Annotated in this window: 16 protein-coding genes; 5 read left to right on the forward strand and 11 right to left on the reverse strand. The window is 68.5% G+C overall.

Going from position 1 to position 18,222, the window contains the following annotated elements; genetic code table 11:
- Nucleotides 1-19: 19 nt before the first annotated feature.
- Both ACZ1H8_RS04605 and ACZ1H8_RS04610 read left to right on the forward strand, forming a co-directional pair.
- Nucleotides 20-274 carry a hypothetical protein gene (locus ACZ1H8_RS04605; protein ID WP_465180190.1) on the forward strand — a complete coding sequence of 85 codons (255 nt, stop codon included), beginning with the start codon at nucleotides 20-22 and terminating at the stop codon, nucleotides 272-274.
- 100 nt (nucleotides 275-374) lie between these two features.
- Nucleotides 375-1,325, forward strand: coding sequence for an aldo/keto reductase (locus ACZ1H8_RS04610; RefSeq protein WP_465180191.1), 951 nt, complete (start codon nucleotides 375-377; stop codon nucleotides 1,323-1,325).
- 185 nt (nucleotides 1,326-1,510) lie between these two features.
- On the opposite strand, the gene ACZ1H8_RS04615 is transcribed toward ACZ1H8_RS04610, so the two are convergent.
- The 10 genes from ACZ1H8_RS04615 to ACZ1H8_RS04660 form a co-directional block, all read right to left on the reverse strand.
- On the reverse strand, nucleotides 1,511-1,762 hold the full coding sequence (locus ACZ1H8_RS04615) for a hypothetical protein (RefSeq protein WP_465180192.1): 252 nt from the start codon (nucleotides 1,760-1,762) through the stop codon (nucleotides 1,511-1,513).
- Nucleotides 1,759-2,010: a hypothetical protein gene (locus ACZ1H8_RS04620; RefSeq protein WP_465180193.1), complete on the reverse strand. Its 252-nt coding sequence runs from the start codon at nucleotides 2,008-2,010 to the stop codon at nucleotides 1,759-1,761. Before ACZ1H8_RS04620 ends, ACZ1H8_RS04615 begins: the two co-directional genes overlap by 4 nt.
- Nucleotides 2,007-2,489, reverse strand: a complete 483-nt coding sequence (locus ACZ1H8_RS04625) for a methyltransferase domain-containing protein (protein WP_465180194.1) — start codon at nucleotides 2,487-2,489, stop codon at nucleotides 2,007-2,009. Before ACZ1H8_RS04625 ends, ACZ1H8_RS04620 begins: the two co-directional genes overlap by 4 nt.
- Nucleotides 2,490-2,616: 127 nt before the next feature.
- Nucleotides 2,617-3,303 (reverse strand): response regulator transcription factor, encoded by a 687-nt coding sequence (locus ACZ1H8_RS04630; RefSeq protein ID WP_465180195.1) that lies wholly within the window; start codon nucleotides 3,301-3,303, stop codon nucleotides 2,617-2,619.
- Between the two features lie 3 nt (nucleotides 3,304-3,306).
- Nucleotides 3,307-5,976: a DUF4118 domain-containing protein gene (locus tag ACZ1H8_RS04635; protein ID WP_465180196.1), complete on the reverse strand. Its 2,670-nt coding sequence runs from the start codon at nucleotides 5,974-5,976 to the stop codon at nucleotides 3,307-3,309.
- Complete coding sequence (kdpC, locus tag ACZ1H8_RS04640) at nucleotides 5,973-6,548, reverse strand: potassium-transporting ATPase subunit KdpC (protein ID WP_465180197.1); 576 nt, start codon at nucleotides 6,546-6,548, stop codon at nucleotides 5,973-5,975. Before kdpC ends, ACZ1H8_RS04635 begins: the two co-directional genes overlap by 4 nt.
- 12 nt (nucleotides 6,549-6,560) lie before the next feature.
- Entirely contained in the window at nucleotides 6,561-8,594 is a 2,034-nt protein-coding gene (gene kdpB, locus ACZ1H8_RS04645) for a potassium-transporting ATPase subunit KdpB (RefSeq protein WP_465180198.1), read from the reverse strand.
- A gap of 11 nt (nucleotides 8,595-8,605) precedes the next feature.
- Nucleotides 8,606-10,309 carry a potassium-transporting ATPase subunit KdpA gene (kdpA, locus tag ACZ1H8_RS04650; RefSeq protein ID WP_465180199.1) on the reverse strand — a complete coding sequence of 568 codons (1,704 nt, stop codon included), beginning with the start codon at nucleotides 10,307-10,309 and terminating at the stop codon, nucleotides 8,606-8,608.
- 14 nt (nucleotides 10,310-10,323) lie between these two features.
- Nucleotides 10,324-10,413 (reverse strand): K(+)-transporting ATPase subunit F, encoded by a 90-nt coding sequence (kdpF, locus tag ACZ1H8_RS04655; protein ID WP_110153381.1) that lies wholly within the window; start codon nucleotides 10,411-10,413, stop codon nucleotides 10,324-10,326.
- 110 nt (nucleotides 10,414-10,523) lie between these two features.
- Nucleotides 10,524-11,366, reverse strand: a complete 843-nt coding sequence (locus tag ACZ1H8_RS04660; protein ID WP_465181338.1) for a TorF family putative porin — start codon at nucleotides 11,364-11,366, stop codon at nucleotides 10,524-10,526.
- Nucleotides 11,367-11,821: 455 nt separating this feature from the next.
- On the opposite strand from ACZ1H8_RS04660, the gene ACZ1H8_RS04665 reads away from it, so the two are divergent.
- Together ACZ1H8_RS04665 and ACZ1H8_RS04670 are read left to right on the forward strand one after the other, a co-directional pair.
- Nucleotides 11,822-13,360, forward strand: a complete 1,539-nt coding sequence (locus ACZ1H8_RS04665) for a GAF domain-containing sensor histidine kinase (RefSeq protein ID WP_465180200.1) — start codon at nucleotides 11,822-11,824, stop codon at nucleotides 13,358-13,360.
- A gap of 142 nt (nucleotides 13,361-13,502) precedes the next feature.
- On the forward strand, nucleotides 13,503-16,127 hold the full coding sequence (locus tag ACZ1H8_RS04670; protein ID WP_465180201.1) for a glycosyl hydrolase 115 family protein: 2,625 nt from the start codon (nucleotides 13,503-13,505) through the stop codon (nucleotides 16,125-16,127).
- A 1-nt stretch (nucleotide 16,128) separates the two neighbouring features.
- On the opposite strand, the gene ACZ1H8_RS04675 is transcribed toward ACZ1H8_RS04670, so the two are convergent.
- On the reverse strand, nucleotides 16,129-17,226 hold the full coding sequence (locus ACZ1H8_RS04675) for an aldo/keto reductase (protein ID WP_465180202.1): 1,098 nt from the start codon (nucleotides 17,224-17,226) through the stop codon (nucleotides 16,129-16,131).
- Between the two features lie 97 nt (nucleotides 17,227-17,323).
- Between ACZ1H8_RS04675 and ACZ1H8_RS04680 the strand changes: the two genes are divergently transcribed.
- Nucleotides 17,324-18,214, forward strand: a complete 891-nt coding sequence (locus tag ACZ1H8_RS04680; protein ID WP_465180203.1) for a LysR family transcriptional regulator — start codon at nucleotides 17,324-17,326, stop codon at nucleotides 18,212-18,214.
- Nucleotides 18,215-18,222 lie beyond the last annotated feature (8 nt).

Below are 18,222 nucleotides of genomic sequence, written 5' to 3' on the forward strand. Positions count from 1 at the left end.
AAACGACAAGGGACATTCCATGCGCAAGACCCTCCTGATCTCCGGCCTCGCCCTCATCGCGTTCGGCCTGGCGGGATGCGGATCGAAGGCCCCCAATGAAGCGCTGGAGGCCAACGAGACAATCCCGGGCGACAGCAACGCGATGGGCGAAGCCGTCGATGACGTGAACATCGCCTTCGCCAATTCGGACATCGTCTATGACAACAGCGCCGAGCCGGCTCCTTCAGGTCCCGTCGGCAATGCGAGTAACGAGGAAGGCAGCGGCGACGAATGACGTGCTGGCGCGCATCCTATTGCCGGTTGCGCCGTTCCTGCTGCTCGCAGTCCGACCATCGGCCCGCGGCCGTCGGTGACGACATGATAACGGAGATCCTATGAGCGCGCTTCGCCCCGTCGGCACGTCCGGCCTCGACATTCGTCCCCTGGTGCTGGGCGGGAACGTCTTCGGCTGGACCGCCGAGAAGGCGACCAGCTTTCGCATCCTCGACCGGTTCGCCGAGGCGGGACAGGTGATGATCGACACGGCCGATGTCTATTCGGCCTGGGTGCCCGGCCACCAGGGCGGCGAGTCCGAGAGCGTGATCGGCGAATGGCTCAAGACCTCGGGCAAGCGCGACAAGGTCGTGATCGCGACCAAGGTCGGCATGCTGCCCGGCGAGGGTGGCGACAAGCTCGCCCCCGCCCGGATCGCCGCCGCGGCCGACGCCTCGCTCCAGCGGCTGGGGATCGACACGATCGACCTCTATTATGCGCATCAGGATGACGACGCCGTTACTCAGGCCGATGTCCTCGCCGCCTTCGCCAGGCTGATCGACGCGGGCAAGGTTCACGCGATCGGCGCCTCCAACTTCTCGGCCATCCGGCTGAAATCGGCGCTCGACCTGGCGACCAGGGAAGGGCTGCCGCATTACCGGGCGCTGCAGAACGAATATAATCTGGTCAGCCGCCACAAGTTCGAGGGCGAGATGCAGGATCTGTGCGTCACCCACAATATCGCCGGCCTGCCCTATTACGGGCTGGCGTCGGGCTATCTGACCGGCAAGTACCGCTCGGCCGAGGACACCGGCAAGAGCGTCCGCGGCGGCCGGATGGATGCCTATATGAACGGCAACGGCCCGGCGGTGCTGGCGGTGATGGACGAGGTCGCGGCCGAGACCGGGGCGTCGCTCGCCCAGATCGCGCTTGCCTGGCTGATGGCCCAGCCGGGCATCACCGCACCTATCGCTAGCGCGACCAGCATCGAGCAGCTCGAGGAACTGCTGGGCGCGCTGGAGGTGACACTGAGCGCCGAGCAGCTGGAAAAGCTGAGCGAAGCGGGAGTTTAAGCGACGCCGCCTTTTCCTCCCCAGGATGCTGCGCATCCGGGGGAGGGGGACCATTCGCACAGCGAATGGTGGAGGGGGTCCACCACGTCTGTTGCAGCCCCCTCCACCACCCCGCTACGCGGGGCGGTCCCCCTCCCCCGGAGCCGCAGGCTCCTGGGGAGGAGACGCTGATCTGCTCGAAAGGCTTACCGCCGCCTCCAGCGCCGGCTCACCCGCACTGGCGCGAACAGGCCGCGCCCCGTCGCCAGCGCCGCCGCGCCCATGCTCGACGACAGAAATCCGCCCAGCGCCAGCAGACACGCCTCGGCCTCCTGCGGCCGGTGCGAGGCGCACAGCCGCGACAGCATCGCCAGCGCCATCGCCGCGAGCGCGATCAACGCCAAGCCCACCGCGCGGACGATCAGGTCGCCGCGCCAGCCCATGTGATGCACCATCATGACCGCCGCCCCCTGTGGCTGCGGATGCGCATCGGCAGGTCGCGGTGGCGGCTGCGCTCGACCCGCAATGCGGCGGAGACCCGCCTGCCCTGCACCGCCAGCACCAGCCCGGCCATCGCCAGCGAGAAGCCGAGCAGCCCGAGCACTTCCATGCCGGCCGCGTCGGATCTCGCGCCAAGCGATGCGCTCCAGCCGATGACGATCATCGCCACGCCCGCTGCGCGCCAGCCCAGATCGCGCCGGGTCACGCCGCCGCCCCCGCAGCCAGCGCCACTTTCCCGGCACTGCGCGCAACCTCGGCCGGGACCGATCGCGAATGGAGGATCAGGTCCGCCGGCGCTTCCGCCTCGTCGGCCAGCGCCGCACGGGCATCGCCGCTCTCGAAGCTGAGACCGATCGCCGGATCGGCCAGCAGCTTCGCGGTCGAGCGGGCACGTGCGATGGCCGCGGGATCGCGGTCGATGCCGCGCCCCTCGATCGCCAGAAAGCCGATCGATCGCGCATGGCGCGCCGCCTGGATCAGCAGGTCGCCGGCGCCACAGCCGGCATCGACGATGCGAATGCTGCGCCGCCCGGCCTTGCGCATCGCGAAGAGCAGGCGCTCGATCGCCGGCCAGCGCCGGTCCGCCTGCGCTGTGCGCACCGAACCGTGCAGGATCGCCGACCTCAGGCTGTCGGCAGCGAAGGCGGGACGAACGAACCCCGCCGGACTCATCACGCTGAACATCAACACGCTCCACCGATCCGGTCGACCTGCCGGATCCGGATCAGCGAAATACGCCTCGCCGCATAGCCATTCGAGATCGAAACCCGGCTATCGCATAGCGCCCGCATAGTGCGCGGCGCGGCGGCGTTCAGCCGTCGGACAACAGCCGGTATCCGACCCCCAACTCGTTGGCGATCACCGATCCCACCGGCCCCGGCGCCTCAAGCTTCTGGCGCAGATTGCGCACGACGATGCGCAGATACTCGATCCGCGGATCCTCCTCGCGACTCCACGCCGCCGCCAGGATGCGGTCATGCGTCACCACCCGGCCGATATTGCGCGCCAGCATCGCCAGCACGTCATACTCCTTGCGCGTGAGGTGGAGCTCCTCGTCGCCGCGCCGCACCTGTCGCGCGTCCAGATCGATCTCCAGATCGCCGCGGCGCACGATCTTCGCCGGTGCACCCGCCTGGCTGCGATGGCGCAGCGCGACGCGCAGGCGGGCCAGCAATTCCTCGGTATCGAACGGCTTGGTCACATAATCGTCCGCGCCCAGATCGAGCGCCGCGACCTTCTGGTCGGTCGCATCGCGCGCCGAGATCACCAGGATCACCGGCTCGTTATCCTTGCGCAGCAGCGGGACGAGCTCCAGCCCGTCGCGATCGGGCAGGCCCAGGTCGAGCAGCACCGCGCCCGGCGCCTCGCCGCGGAATTGCACCAGCGCCTCGGCCGCGTTCATCGCCTCGACCACGCGGTAGCCTGCCCGCTCCAGCGTGTTGCGCAGCAGGCGGCGGATCGGCTGTTCGTCGTCGATCACCAGCACGGTGGCGGACATGGTCTATTGCTCTCCCGACGCGGTCGACCGGACGATCAGCCCGGCGGGGAAGGTCAGGCTGAACCGCGCGCCCCGCCCGTCGTCCCGATTGGCTGCCTCGACCGTAATCCCCATCGCATCGGCGAACGCCTTGACGATGGCAAGGCCCAGCCCGGTGCCGCCCACCGCCCGGTCCGATCCCTCGAACCGGCGGAACGTCTCGAACACCAGTTCCTCCTGGCCGGGCGGCAGCCCCGGCCCCTCGTCCAGCACCGACAATTGCAGCAGGCCGAAGCGATGCTCGCCGCGAATGATCACCTGCGTCCCGGGATCGCCATAGCGGCCGGCATTGTCGAGCAGGTTGAGCAGGCAATGGTGGAGCAATTGCGGGTCGGCGCGCACCAGCGGCAGGTCGGGCGGCACGTCCAGCACCACCTCATGCCCCTGCAACGCGCCGCGCACGTCATGCGCCGCGCCGGTCACCGCGTCGCTCAGGTCGATCGCCTCGATGTTGAGCTTCAGCGCGCCCGCCTCGACCCGCGCCATGTCGAGCAGGTTGGACACGAAGCGGTTGAGCCGCGCCGCCTCCGACCGGATCGTCTCGATCAGCTCGGGCGTCGCGCCGTGATCGAGCTGGTCGGCCGCGGCCATCACCGAGGTGAGCGGCGTGCGCAGGTCGTGGCTGACCGAGGACAGCAACGCGCCGCGCAGCCGGTCGCGCGTGCGGATCGCATCGACGTCGCGCATCTCCGCCTCCAGGCGGAAGCGCTGCAGCACCAGCGCCGCCTGGTCGACCAGGCTCATCAGCAGCGGCAGTTGGTCGGGGCGCACGGGATCGCCCGCCGCCTCGTCCGACAGGCCGATCACGGCAATGCCCTGCTCGCCCGCGGCAAGCGGCTGAAACAGCCATTCTGACGCGGCCAGCGTGCCCGATCCCTTGCCCGCCGCGGCGCGCGTGTCGAACGCCCATTGCGCCGCCGCCAGGTCCATCGTGTCGAGGGTGACGCCGCTGCCGCTGGCGGCCTGGATGACCATCCCCTGCCCCTCGACCGGCGCCAGCATCACCACCTCGCGCCCGAACAGCCGGGCGATCTCGTCGCAGATCGCGCGCTCCACCGCCTCGCGGTCGCCCAGCGCGGTCAGCTTGCGCAGGAAGCCGGCGAGCGCGGCATTGGTTCGGGCGCTCGACGCCGCCAGATCGGCCTGCACCCGCACGCGCGAGGTCAGCTGGCTGGTGACGATCGCGGTGCCCAGCAGCACGATCACCGAAATGATGTTCTCGGGATTGTTGATCGACAGCGTGCCGACCGGCGGCAGGAACAGGAAATTATAGGCCAGGCTCGACGCCAGCCCGGCGAACAGCCCGGTGCGCAGCCCGAACAGGCTGGCCGCCGCCATCACCGGCAGCAGGTAGAGCAGTGCGACATTGCCGAGGTCGAGGATGTGGAGCAACGCGCGTCCGGCGAAGGTGACCCCCGCGACCATCGCCGCGGTCCACAGATAGCCCACCGGGCTGCCCCAGCTGCCATGCGGCCGCCGTTCGCGCCGAGGCGCCGTCGGGGCGGCGCCCTCGATCGGCAGGACATGGACCGCGACACCCGGGGTCTCGCGCACGAGCCGGTCGACGACCGATCCATGCCACAGCTCGAACCAGCGCGAGCGCTGCGACTTGCCGACGATCAGCTGGGTCGCGCGCGCTTCGGCGACGAAGGTCGTCAGCCCGTCGAGCACGCTGGTCGCGGGAACCGTCGCGATCTGCGCGCCCAGCTGAGTCGCCAGCGTGATCGTCTGCGCCAGCCGGCGATGGTCCTGCGGCGAGAAATTCTGGCTGCGCGAGGTCTCGATGAACACCGCCGTCCACGGCCCGCGCAACGCGTCGGCGACGCGCTTCGCGGCGCGGACCAGCGCATCGGCGCCCGGCTGCTCGCTGATCGCGACGACGACCCGCTCGCCGCCCGCCCAGGTGCCGCCGACGCCCAGCGCGCGGACATGGTCGAGCATCTGCGCATCGACCGCCTGCGCCGCGCGGCGCAGCGCCAGTTCACGAAGCGCCGACAGGTTCGACTTGGAAAAGAAATGCGTCAGCGCCCGGGTCGCTTCCTCGGGCAGATAGACCTTGCCTGCCTTCAGCCGCTCGATCAGCTCGTCGGGCGGGATGTCGACCACCTCGATCTCGGCGGTTTCCAGCACGCTGTCGGGCACCGTCTCGCGCACCCGCACCCGGGTGAAGCTGGCGACGATGTCGTTCAGGCTCTCGATATGCTGGATGTTGATCGTGGAATAGACATGGATGCCCGCCGCCAGCAGCTCCTCGACATCCTGATAGCGTTTGGGATGGCGGCTGCCCGGCGCATTGCTATGGGCAAGCTCGTCGACCAGCACCAGCCGCGGCGCGCGCGCCAGGATCGCGTCCAGGTCCATCTCATGCAGCGTGCGGCCCTCATAGGGGACGTCGCGGCGCGGTACGATCTCATAACCGCGCAGCATCGCCTCGGTCTCGGCACGGCCATGGGTCTCGACCACCCCGATCACGACATCGACGCCGTCGCGCCGCTGCGCCGCGCCGTCGCTCAGCATCTCATAGGTCTTGCCCACGCCGGGGGCGGCGCCGAGGAAGATCTTCAATGTGCCGCGGCCCTCCTGCGCCGCCTGGCGCAGAAGGGCCTCGGGAGACGGGCGGCCGGGGTCGTTCATCGCAATCGGTCGAGCGCTCGGTTGAGCGCCAGCACATTGACCCGCGGCTCACCCAGGAAACCGAGCAGCGGATGTTCGACCTGCCCCTCGACCAGCGCACGGACGCGGTCGGCCGGGATGCCGCGCACCCGCGCGACGCGGTCGACCTGCGCCAGCGCCGCGGCGGGCGAGAGGTCGGGGTCGAGCCCTGATCCGCTGGTGGTCACCAGGTCGGCGGGCACCGGTCCGGCGACTCCCTCGCTGCGGCGGGTGGTGACGTCGGCCTTCACCCGGTCAGCCAGCGCCTGCGAGGTCGGGCCGAGGTTGGAGCCCGACGAGGCAAGCCCGTCATAGCCCTTGCCGGCGGCCGATGGCCGCGTCTGGAAATAGCGCGGGCTGGTAAAGGCCTGGCCGACCACGTCCGATCCGATGACCTTGCCATTCTCGGTGACCAGGCTGCCATTGGCCTGGGAGGGGAACAGCAGCTGGCCGATTCCGGTCATCGCCAGCGGATAGGCCAGCCCGAGCAGCGCCGCGAACAGGATCGTCATGACGATCGCGGGACGCAGTGCGGAGGTGAAATCCTTGCCCATGTCTTCTACTCCTTAGGCCAGGCCGAGGCCGCCGACCACCAGGTCGATCAGCTTGATGCCGATGAACGGGGCGATCAGGCCGCCCAGCCCATAGATGGTGAGGTTGCGTGCCAGCAGCGGCCCCGCCGCCATCGGGCGATAGGTCACGCCCTTCAGCGCCAGCGGCACCAGCATCGGGATGATCAGCGCGTTGAAGATGATCGCCGACAGAATCGCGCTTTCCGGGCTGGTCAGCCCCATCACGTTCAGCACGCCCAGCCCCGGATAGAGCGCGACGAACATCGCCGGGATGATCGCGAAATATTTCGCGACGTCGTTGGCGACCGAGAAGGTCGTCAGCGCGCCGCGCGTCATCAGCAGCTGCTTGCCCAGCCCGACCACCTCGATCAGCTTGGTCGGATCGCTGTCGAGATCGACCATGTTGCCGGCCTCGCGCGCGGCCTGGGTGCCGGTGTTCATCGCCACGCCGACATCCGACTGGGCCAGCGCCGGGGCGTCGTTGGTGCCGTCGCCGCACATCGCCACCAGCTTGCCGCCCTCCTGCTCCTTGCGGATCAGCGCCAGCTTGTCCTCGGGCGTCGCCTGGGCAAGGAAGTCGTCGACCCCGGCCTCGGCTGCGATCGCCGCGGCGGTCAGCGGATTGTCGCCGGTGATCATCACCGTGCGGATGCCCATTGCGCGCAGCTCGCCGAAGCGTTCGCGAATGCCTGCCTTGACCACGTCCTTCAGGAAGATCGCGCCCAGCAGCCGCCCGTCCTTCGCCACCGCCAGCGGGGTGCCGCCGGCACGCGCGATCTCGTCGGTCACGCGGCGCAATTCCGTCGCCGCCGCGGTCTCGCCCGCGCCGGGATTGGCCTTCAGGATCGAATCGACCGCGCCCTTCTGGACCAAGGTGTCACCGGTGCGCAGCCCCGACACGCGCGTCTGCGCGGTGAACGGGATCACCTCCGCCCCTTCGGGCATGGTGCGGGTCAGCCCGAACTTGTCGCGCGCCAGCACCACGATCGATCGGCCCTCGGGCGTCTCATCGGCAAGGCTGGCCATCAGCGCCGCCTCGGCCAGCATCTCGGGCGAGGCGCCGCCGACCGCGCGGAACTCGGATGCCTGGCGGTCGCCGATCGTGATCGTGCCGGTCTTGTCGAGCAGCAGCACGTCGATATCGCCCGCCGCCTCGACCGCGCGGCCCGACTTGGCCAGCACGTTGAACCGCACCAGCCGGTCCATGCCGGCAATGCCGATCGCCGACAGCAAGGCCGCGATCGTCGTCGGGATCAGCGTGATCAGCAGCGCCGCCAGGATGGCGACCGGGATCGACCCGCCGGCATAGCTGGCAAAGCCCGGAATGGTGGCGACCGCGATCAGGAACACGATGGTCAGCCCGACCAGCAACAGCGTCAGCGCGACCTCGTTCGGCGTCTTCTGCCGCTCGGCGCCTTCGACCAGCGCGATCATCCGGTCGAGAAAGCCCTGGCCCGGATCGGCGGTGACCCGCACCGTGATCTGGTCGGAGATGACGCGCGTGCCGGCGGTGACGGCCGACCGGTCGCCGCCTGCCTCGCGGATCACCGGCGCGCTCTCGCCGGTGATCGCGGCCTCGTTGACCGATGCGACGCCGGCGATGACCTCGCCGTCCGCCGGGATCAGGTCGCCGGTCTCGACCAGCACCGTGTCGCCGGCGCGCAGCTGGCTGGCGGCGACAGTCTCGATCCGCCCATTCTTCTGCCGCTTGGCGGTCAGCTCGGCCTTGGTCGCGCGCAGCGAGGCTGCCTGCGCCTTGCCGCGCCCTTCGGCCAGCGCCTCGGCAAAGGTGCCGAACAGCACCGTCAGCCACAGCCACACGACCAACTGCAGCTTGAAGCTGGTCGCCAGCCCGTCCTGCCCGACGACGAGCAGCACGGTCAGCAGCGCCGCGACGACCGCGGTGGTGAACATCACCGGATTGCGGATCAGCTCGCGCGGATTCAGCTTGAGGAAGGATGCCTTGATCGCCGGAACGATCAGGGCGGCGGTGAACAGGCTTTGTGCCTGTGCCTTGTCTTGGGCCATGGTGGCGCCCCTCAGAACATTTGGCCGCTGATCATCGCGAGATGATCGGCGATGGGACCGAGCGCGAGGCTCGGCAGGAAGGTGAGGCCGCCCAGGATCAGGATGATCCCGACCAGCAGGCCGACCCACAGGGCGCCCGTCGTCGGGAACGAGCCCGAGCTTTCCGGCGTGTATTTCTTCGCCGCCAGGCTGCCGGCGATCGCCAGCATCGGCACGATCACGAAGAACCGGCCCAGCCACATCGCGACGCCCAGCAGCCCGTTATACCAGGGCGTGTTGGCGCTGATCCCGGCAAAGGCCGAACCGTTGTTCGCGACGCCGCTGGTGAAGGCGTAGAGGATCTCGCTGAAGCCGTGCGGCCCCTTGTTCAGCGGTCCGGCCAGCCCCTGCGGCATGACCGACGACAGGGCGGTGAAGCCCAGGATGATCAGCGGGAGCACCGCGATCGCCAGCACCGCCAGCTTCACTTCGCGCGCCTCGATCTTCTTGCCGACATATTCGGGCGTGCGGCCGACCATCAGCCCGGCGACGAACACCGCCAGGATCGCGAACAGCAGGAAGCCGTAGATGCCCGCACCCACGCCGCCGATGACGACCTCGCCCAGCTGCATGTTGATCAGCGGGATCATCCCGCCCAGCGCGGTGAAACTGTCATGCATCGCGTTGACTGCGCCGCACGAGGCAGCCGTGGTCACGACCGAGAAGAGGGACGAGGCGGCGATGCCGAAGCGCACCTCCTTGCCCTCCATGTTGCCCCCCGCCACGCCCAATTGGTGCAGCATCGGGTTGCCCGCCGCTTCCTGCCAATAGGTGACGGTCGTGCCTGCCAGGAACAGGATCATCATCGCCGCCAGGATCGCCCAGCCCTGGCGCGGATTGCCCACCGCCTTGCCGAAGGTCCAGGTCAGCCCGGTGCCGATCACGAAGATCGACAGCATCTGGACGAAATTGACCAGCGCCGTCGGGTTCTCGAACGGGTGCGCCGAATTGGCGTTGAAGAAGCCGCCGCCATTGGTGCCCAGCATCTTGATCGCTTCCTGGCTGGCCACCGGGCCCAGCAGGATCGACTGTTTGGCCCCCTCCAGCGTGGTCAGGTCGACGACGCCGGACAGCGTCTGCGGCACGCCCGATGCGATCAGGAAGATCGTGTAGATGACGCAGGCCGGCAGCAGCAGGTATAGAGTGATCCGGGTCATGTCGGCCCAGAAATTGCCCACCGACTTCGCCTCGCGCCGCGCGAAGCCACGGAACAGCGCGAACGCAAGCGCGATGCCGGTCGAGGCGGACAGGAAATTGTGGATCGTCAGCCCCAGCATCTGGCCGAGGTTCGACATGGTCGATTCCCCGGCATAGCTCTGCCAGTTGGTGTTCGACGTGAAGCTGATCGCGGTGTTGAACGACAAATCGGGGCTCAGGCCGCCCAGCCCCTGCGGATTGCCGGGCAGCACGCCCTGAAGCCGCAGCATGGCATAGGTGAAGAACAGCAGCACCACGTTGAAGATCAGCATGTGGACGGCGTAGCGCCGCCAGCCCTGTTCGGCCGCCGGGTCGATGCCCGACAGGCGATAGAAGCCGCGCTCGACCGGCCCGAGCACGAGGTGCAGCGGCGTGCGGCGCCCCTCGTACAAGGCGTGCAGCCACATGCCGGTCGGCTTGACGAGCGCGATCAGGATGCCCGTGAAGGCGAGGATCAATATCCAGCCCTGGATGGTCATGATGCTTCCCCCGTTCAGAAGCGTTCGGGGCGGAGCAGGACCGCCACCAGATAGGCGAGCAGGCCGGCGGCGCATATCGCGGCCAGCCAGAGGTCGATCGTCATTGCCGCCTCCTCAAGAATTGTCGCACAGGCGGACATAGGCGAGCGTCATCGCCACCAGTCCGACCAGGATTGCGATCCACAAAAGATCCTGCATCGCTGCTCCCTTCGCGTCAGAAGCCGGCGGTCAGCGAGACCAGCAATGTCGACCCGGCAATGCTGCCGGTGCCGTCCTGGCCCTTGCTGAAGCTCGGCTGGAGATAGGCCGCATCGCGGTCCGAAATATCGGTATCGACCCAGGCGACGCCGAGGGTCAGGTTGCGCCACGTCGTGTCGACGCCCAGCGACCAGTCCCAATAGCTGCCGGTCGGACTCAGGCTGGTCGCGTTGGGGCCCAGCCCGTCATTACCCTTGGAATGGCCGATATGCGCCTTGGCGGTGAAGGGGGTGCCCGAAATCCCGACCGCGGCATCGCCCCACAGGTACAGATTGTCCTTGCGATCGCCCGGGTCGGTGTAGGTGCCCGCCGCGGCGTCGGCGCCGGTCGCGTACCAGCGGCCAAGTGCCTTCTGCTTGGGCGCATAGGCGATTCCCGCGGTCAGCGTCGCCGGCCCGGCGGTGCCGGTCAGTTTCGCATAGGGCTCGAGAAACTCGGTCGTGTCCGCCCCCCCAGGATAGACATAATAGACCGCGCCGACGTCCAGCGTCGCATTGTCGGCCAGCTTCGCCTTGTACCCCGCAATCAGGTCCAGTTCCAGATTGGCCCCGCCGAACGTGCCCCATCCGGCCAGGTTCGATCCCCAGATGCCGGCATAGAGGCCGCTCTCGTGGGTCAGCGTCAGCCCGCCCTGGACCGCGACCTGCCGGTCGGTCTGCGACACGCCGCGAAAGCGATAGTCCGACGCGATGCCGACCGACCCGCTGACGGTGATCGCCGGTGCCGGCGCAGGCGCCGCGACGGTCGTCGGCTCTATGGTCCCCGCGGGAGCCTCCTGGGCGTGGGCCGCCAGGGGCAGCGACAGCGACGCGACGACGATGGAAACAGGCAAGAGTCTCAAGCGATACACCCCAATAACGGGCGGCGCATTTGCGCCTGACCCGGGTTAATTCAGGGCACCCGATTAGGAGCGGGCGTCATATCAATTCGAGATCGAAACCCGCGAACCGCATAGTGCTGGCATATAGTTGGGGACGGACGGCAGACGCGAAACGGCGGTTCGCGTTCCGCGAGCGGCCCGCCCCCCACCCTCGCAACCCTACCTACTGGCGCCGCGCGGCCATTGTGGCATAGCGAATCGACGGGCCTGTACGCGGCGCAGGCCGATGGTTGACTCGGCCGGCGCCATAAGTCGTTTCCTGACAACCATTTGGGATAGATGCGGCGGATAGAGTAGAAGCGAAGTCCATGGAGTCATTTGACACTTCCACACCCCATCAGGGGGCGCCCATCCCCGCGAACGAGGCGGTGCGGATGGATGCGGTAGCGCGCTACCGGCTGGGCGGGCTGGGGCGCGAGCCGGTGTTCGACCATATCGCCCAGCTGGCGACCGACCTGTTCGACGTGCCGATGTCGGTCGTGTCGATCCTCGATGCCGACACGCAGTGTTTCCGCGGCGCGTGCGGTCTCGATGACGACAGCACGTCGCGCGACCTGGCCTTCTGCGCCTTCGCCATCCTGGACGACGGGATCATGGTCGTGCCCGACGCGACCCAGGATCCGCGGTTTCGCACCAATCCGATGGTCACCGGCGACCCGTTCGTGCGCTTCTATGCCGGTGTTCCGCTGATCGTCGGCGGGCAGGCGGTGGGAACCCTGTGCCTGATCGACCGCGTTCCGCGCGAGCTGAGCGATCATGACCGGGCCAATCTGGAGCGCCTCGCCCGGACCGTGGTCGACCTGATCGAATTGCGTGTCGAGCGGTTCGAGGCGGAGGAACAGCGGCGCAAGCTGGCGGAGGAACGCGAGCTGCTGAAGCTCACGGTCGAGAACGTCACCGAGGGCGTGGCGCTGGTCGATGGCGACCTGCGGCTGATCCTGTGGAACGAGTCCTTCGCCACCCTATTCGACTATGACGACGAGGTGCTGTGCGAAGGGTGCGAGGCGGCCAAGCTGATGCGCATCACCGCCGATCGCGGCGAGCTCGGCCCCGGCGATCCCGCGCAGATCGTCGATGCCTTCATCCATTCGATCCGCACCAACGAAAGCCGGCGGATCGAGATCCGGCGGGCGGACGGCACCGTGCTCGAGATCTGGCGCAAGACCATTTCGGGCAACCGCTTCATCATGACCGCGCGCGACGTGACGCATGAGCGCCAGGCGGCTCGGCTGAAGGACGAGCTGGTCTCGACCGTCAGCCACGAACTGCGTACGCCGCTCACCGCCATTTCGGGCGCGCTGCACCTGATGGGTGCCGGCTCCGCCGGCGAACTGCCGCCCCAGGCGTCGAACCTGGTCGCGATCGGCCGCCGCAATGCCGACCGGCTGATCGCGCTGGTCAACGACCTGCTCGAGATGGACAAGCTCCAGTCGGGCAGGCTCTCGCTCGAACTTGCCGCGACCGATCTGTGCCAGCTGGTCGCCGAATCGGCCGAGCAGAACCAGCCCTATGGCGACCGCTACGGCGTCACGCTCAAGACCGATCTGCCGGGTGCGCCGGTGCGTGCGCGGGTGGACGTTCGCCGGATCCAGCAGGTGATGAGCAACCTGCTGTCCAATGCCTGCAAATTCTCGCCGCGCGACAGCGAGGTCTGCATCGCTCTGGACACGGACGGCAGCTGGGCACGGATCAGCGTGTCCGATCAGGGCCCCGGCATCTCGCCCGAATTCCGCCCGCGCCTGTTCACCCGCTTCGCGCAGGAGGACGGATCGCATCAGCGCGGCCATGCCGGCACCGGGCTGGGCCTGGCGATCACCAAGGGGATCGTCGAGGCGCATCGCGGCACGATCGAGCTCGATTCCCAACCCGGCAAGGGCGCCACCTTCGTCATTCGCCTGCCGCTCGCCGGCTGATCCTGCAATCTGCCTCATGCCGCGCCCGACAGGGGTGGCGCTCATTTGTATGAGTTGATACGCTGACCTCGTGCCGCCCGTTCCCGGGCCGGCGCGCAGGATCGACGGGCCCGCAAGAGGCCACAACTCGAAGGGGAGAGCGATGGCGGATCAACTGGGAGCGAGCCTGACGCGACGAACGCTGCTGGCGGGCGCGGCCACCGGCGCGATCGCCCTGCTCGCCTCTCCGTTGCCAGCTGCGACGCGGCTCGCCAAGGCGCCACCCTTTCCCCTGATCCACGCCGGCGTGCCGGCGACGGTCGTGGTCGACAGCGCCGCCGACCCTGCGGTGCTCCACGCCGCCAGGAGCTTCGCTGCCGATCTCCAGCGGGTCGGCGGCAGCCCGGCGCAACTGGTCGAGGGCGGGATCGAGGCAGCGCGCGGCACGGTCGTCGTGATCGGCGTACTCGGACAGAGCCCGTTCCTCGACGCGCTCGCCGCCGCCGGCAGGATCGAGACCGCGGACCTGCGCGGCCAGTGGGAGGCCTGTCGCCAGCAGGTGGTCGAGCGCCCCGCCCCCGGCATCGACCGGGCGCTGGTGATCATCGGCTCCGACCGGCGCGGCGCGGTGTTCGGCACCTATGACCTGTCGCGCCGCATCGGCGTCTCGCCCTGGCACTGGTTCGCCGACATCCCGGTCCGGCGGCAGCGCGATGTGCTCGTCTCGGCGGACAGCCGCCGCGACCAGCCAAAGGTGCGCTACCGCGGTTTCTTCATCAATGACGAGGCGCCCTGCCTCAGCAGCTGGGCGCAGAAGAAATTCGGCGGATTCAACGCCGCGATGTACGCCCATGTCTTCGAACTGCTGCTGCGGATGAAGGGCAATTATCTGTGGCCGGCAATGTGGGCGCCTCGCGCCTTCGCCGCCGACGATCCGCAGAACATGGTGCTGGCCGACGCGATGGGCGTCGTCATGGGCAATTCGCACCATGAGCCGATGCTGCGCGCGCATGACGAATGGCACCGCGACACGGCGGGCGGGATCACCGGCGGGCCGTGGGACTATACGAAGAACCGCGACAAGCTGCGCCAATTCTGGCGCGGCGGCATCGATCGGATGATGTCGAAGGGCGATGGCCGCGGCTATGAATCGCTCGTGACGGTCGGCATGCGCGGCGACGGCGACGAGGCGATGGCCGAGGGAACCGCGATCCCGCTGCTCGAACGGATCGTCACCGATCAGCGCAGCATCATCGAACAGGTGACGAAGCGTCCCGCCGCGCAGACGCCGCAGCTCTGGGCGCTCTACAAGGAAGTGCAGGACTATTACGACCACGGGATGCGGGTGCCCGACGACGTCACCCTGTTGTTCGCCGACGATAATTGGGGCCAGATCCGCCGCCTGCCCACGCCTGGTGCGCCCCCGCGCAGCGGCGGGCACGGCGTCTATTATCACTTCGACTATGTCGGGGCGCCGCGAAACTATAAATGGATCAACACCAACCAGATCGAGAAGGTCTGGCAACAGATGGACCTCGCCTACCGGCGCGACGCGCGTTCGATCTGGATCGTCAATGTCGGCGACATCAAACCGATGGAATTCCCGCTGAGCTTCTTCCTCGACCAGGCCTGGGACCCCGAGGCGATGACCCCCGCGGCGCTCGCCGCCTATCCCAGGTCCTGGGGCGAGGCCGCGTTCGGCCGCGAGCAAGGCACCGCGATCGGCGAGATGCTGACCGCCTATGGCCAATATGCCGCGCGGCGTAAGCCCGAGCTGATCGACCAGGACAGCTTTGCGCTGGGCGGGATCACGCGCGACGGGCTGGACGGCGGCGAGTTCGGCGCGATGGTCGCCGAATGGGATGCGCTGGAGCGCCGGATGCTGGCGGTCCGCACCCGCCTGTCGCAGGATCAGCTCGACGCCTATTTCCAGCTGGTCGAGCATCCGATCGCGGCGATGGCCAATCTCTACCGCCTCTATTACGCCGCCGCCTGGAACAAGCTGCTGGCCTCGCGCAACGATGCGCGCGCCAATTATTTCGCCGACCAGGTCGAGGCGACCTTTCGCCGCGATGCCGAACTGACCGACCGCTATCACTCGATCAACGGCGGCAAGTGGGACGGCATGATGGCGCAGGTCCATATGAGCTATGTCATCTGGAACGACCCGACGCAGCAGACCATGCCCAGCATCACCCGCGTCGGCGGCGACACGCCCGACGGGCGGCGCAATCCGCAGCCCAAATTCGTCGCTCCCCAGCGCCCCGGCGACGCCATGATCGCGATCGAGGCGCCCGCCTTCACCCGCGCCCGCGGCGGCAAGGGGCTGAACTGGGCACGCATCCCCCATCTCGGACGCACCGATGGCGCGGTGCTCGCCTTGCCCCAGGGCCTGCCCCCGACCACCGCCGAGGACGGCGTCCGCCTCGATTACGACGTGACGGTGCGCAAGCCCGGCCCCGCGCTGCTCACCCTGTACCTCGCCCCCACGCTCGACACGATCGGCAAGGCGCCGCCGCGGATCGGCGTGTCGATCGACGACGGGCGGGTCCAGCCGCTCGCCATCGACCTCGAACCGACCGGCGGTGCCCAGGACACGCCGGGCAAGAAACGCTGGGCGAAGGCGGTCTGCGACAATGTCGTCCAGCTCAGCTGCGACCTGGGCCCCGTCGCGACGGGCCGCCACACGATCCGCATCTGGCGACTGGACGACAATGTCGTGCTCCAAAAGCTGGTGCTCAGCACCGGCGGCCCACCGACGGGCTATCTCGGTCCCGTGCCACTCTGACTCACCGCCAGGGCTCGACCTCGCATCCGCCGAAGATCATCGGTCGCGGCAGCTGGAAAATGAAATAGGGGTTGGGCAGGTCGAGCGCGCCGGCGGCGTCGAGCCGTGCCTGCTGCTCGGCGGTGAACGCGATGTCGAGCGCGGCGACATTGTCGCGAAGCTGCTCGGGCCGGCTCGCGCCGATCAGCACCGATCCGACGCCCGGCCGGTTGGCGACCCAGGCAAGCGCGACCTGTGCCATCGGCCGGTCGAGATCGCCCGCCACCGCGCGCAGCACGTCGACCACGTCGAAATTGCGTTCGGTGAACAACATGCCGCCAAACGGATTGTCGCCGTTCAGCCGCCCGTCGCTGCCGCCTTCGGCCGTCGCGCCCGCACGATCGGGCATGCTGACCGACGCGCCCTCCGTCCCGATCTTGTCGCGACCATATTTGCCGGTCAGCAGGCCGCCGCCCAGCGGGCTCCATGCTACCAGCCCAATGCCCAGCGCCTGCCCGGCCGGCAGCAGCTCCAGCTCGACGCCGCGGTCGATCAGCGAATAGGCATATTGCAGCCCGACCGGTTCGGGCAGTCCGTGCGCGCGCGCCAGCGTCGCAATCTGCGCAACATACCAGGCAGGCGTGTTCGAGAAGCCGTAATAGAGGATCTCGCCGCGCCGCACCGCGTCGGTCAGTGCGCGCAGCACCTCTTCGGGCGGCGTGGTGCGATCCCAGACATGGCTCCAATAGAGATCGATGAAGCCGGTACCCAGCCGCCGCAGCGAACCCTCGATCCCGTCGCGGATGTTGCGCGCGCCGTTGCCGCCGGCCAGCGGCGTACCCTGGGTCCGCGCGAACCCCGCCTTGGTGGCAATCACCAGCCGGTCGCGCAGGCCGCGGTCCGCCACGAACCGCCCCAGCATCGCCTCGCTCTCGCCGGCCGAATAGACATCGGCGGTGTCGATGAAATTGCCGCCAGCATCGACATAGGCGTCGAAGATCGCGCGCGATTGTGCTTCGTCGGCGCCCCAGCGGTCCGCGCCGAACGTCATGGTGCCGAGCGCCAGCGGGCTGACGGCCAGGCCCGAACGGCCCAGCGTGCGGTGAACGGTCAAACTCATTGCTGCATCTCCTGACAAATCGAGTCCCAAGCTATGCACCGCCCTATGAGCCTATTAGACCCGATCCGTCGCAAGGGCTTGTGAAGGACATGCAGCAATGAAACGCGGCGATCTCGACGATCTGGCGGCATTCGCCGCGGTCGCCCGCGCGCGCAGCTTCACCCGCGCCGCCGCCACGCTCGGCCTGTCGACCTCGGCGCTCAGCCATGCGATGCGCGGGCTCGAGACGCGGCTGGGCGTCCGGCTGCTGGCGCGCACGACGCGCAGCGTGGCGCCGACGCCGGCAGGCGAACGGCTGCTCGCCTCGCTCGGCCCGGCGCTGGACGAGGTCGGTCGCGGGCTGGCGGCGCTGGCCGACTGGCGCGGCGCACCGTCTGGCACGCTGCGCCTGACCACCTTCTCCTCGGGCGCGCGGATGGTGCTGGCGCCGCGCCTGCCGCGCTTCCTGCTCGACCATCCCGACATCTCGATCGAGGTGATCGTCGAGGATCGCCTGATCGACTTGGTGGCGGAAGGCTTCGATGCCGGCATCCGCCTGGGCGAATCGGTCGAGCGCGACATGATCGCGGTCCGTGTGGGGCCACAGCTGCGAACACTGGTGGTGGCGACGCCCGGATATTTCGATCGCCATCCGCGACCTGAAACGCCCGATCAGCTCGATGGCCATGTCTGCATCAACTACCGGCTCCTCGGCGGCGGCGGGCTGCTGCCCTGGGAGTTCGAGCACGACGGGCGCGAGATTCGCTATCGTCCGACCGGCCAGCTGATCGTCAATGACGAGGTGCTGGCGGGCGCCGCGGTGCGGGCCGGTGCAGGGCTCGGCTATATGATGGAATGCGACGTCGCCGACGAAATCGCCGATGGCCGCCTGATCCAGGTGCTCGACGAATGGAGCCCCGCCTATGACGGCTATTTTCTCTATTACCCCAGCCGGCAGGTCACCCCGGCGCTGCGCGCGCTGATCGACGCGCTGCGCTGGACGGCGTGAGCGCGGAC

The sequence above is a fragment of the Sphingomonas sp. BL-S-25 genome, assembly GCF_055521555.1.

Bases quoted from the DNA above. Each gene is read 5' to 3' on its own strand.
- ACZ1H8_RS04670 (WP_465180201.1), top strand. From the start codon at position 13,503: ATGGCGGATCAACTGGGAGCGAGCCTGACGCGACGAACGCTGCTGGCG.
- kdpA (WP_465180199.1), bottom strand. From the start codon at position 10,309: ATGACCATCCAGGGCTGGATATTGATCCTCGCCTTCACGGGCATCCTG.
- kdpF (WP_110153381.1), bottom strand. From the start codon at position 10,413: ATGACGATCGACCTCTGGCTGGCCGCGATATGCGCCGCCGGCCTGCTC.
- kdpC (WP_465180197.1), bottom strand. From the start codon at position 6,548: ATGGGCAAGGATTTCACCTCCGCACTGCGTCCCGCGATCGTCATGACG.
- ACZ1H8_RS04675 (WP_465180202.1), bottom strand. From the start codon at position 17,226: ATGAGTTTGACCGTTCACCGCACGCTGGGCCGTTCGGGCCTGGCCGTC.
- ACZ1H8_RS04625 (WP_465180194.1), bottom strand. From the start codon at position 2,489: ATGTTCAGCGTGATGAGTCCGGCGGGGTTCGTTCGTCCCGCCTTCGCT.
- ACZ1H8_RS04615 (WP_465180192.1), bottom strand. From the start codon at position 1,762: ATGATGGTGCATCACATGGGCTGGCGCGGCGACCTGATCGTCCGCGCG.
- kdpB (WP_465180198.1), bottom strand. From the start codon at position 8,594: ATGGCCCAAGACAAGGCACAGGCACAAAGCCTGTTCACCGCCGCCCTG.
- ACZ1H8_RS04635 (WP_465180196.1), bottom strand. From the start codon at position 5,976: ATGAACGACCCCGGCCGCCCGTCTCCCGAGGCCCTTCTGCGCCAGGCG.
- ACZ1H8_RS04665 (WP_465180200.1), top strand. From the start codon at position 11,822: ATGGATGCGGTAGCGCGCTACCGGCTGGGCGGGCTGGGGCGCGAGCCG.
- ACZ1H8_RS04605 (WP_465180190.1), top strand. From the start codon at position 20: ATGCGCAAGACCCTCCTGATCTCCGGCCTCGCCCTCATCGCGTTCGGC.
- ACZ1H8_RS04610 (WP_465180191.1), top strand. From the start codon at position 375: ATGAGCGCGCTTCGCCCCGTCGGCACGTCCGGCCTCGACATTCGTCCC.
- ACZ1H8_RS04630 (WP_465180195.1), bottom strand. From the start codon at position 3,303: ATGTCCGCCACCGTGCTGGTGATCGACGACGAACAGCCGATCCGCCGC.
- ACZ1H8_RS04680 (WP_465180203.1), top strand. From the start codon at position 17,324: ATGAAACGCGGCGATCTCGACGATCTGGCGGCATTCGCCGCGGTCGCC.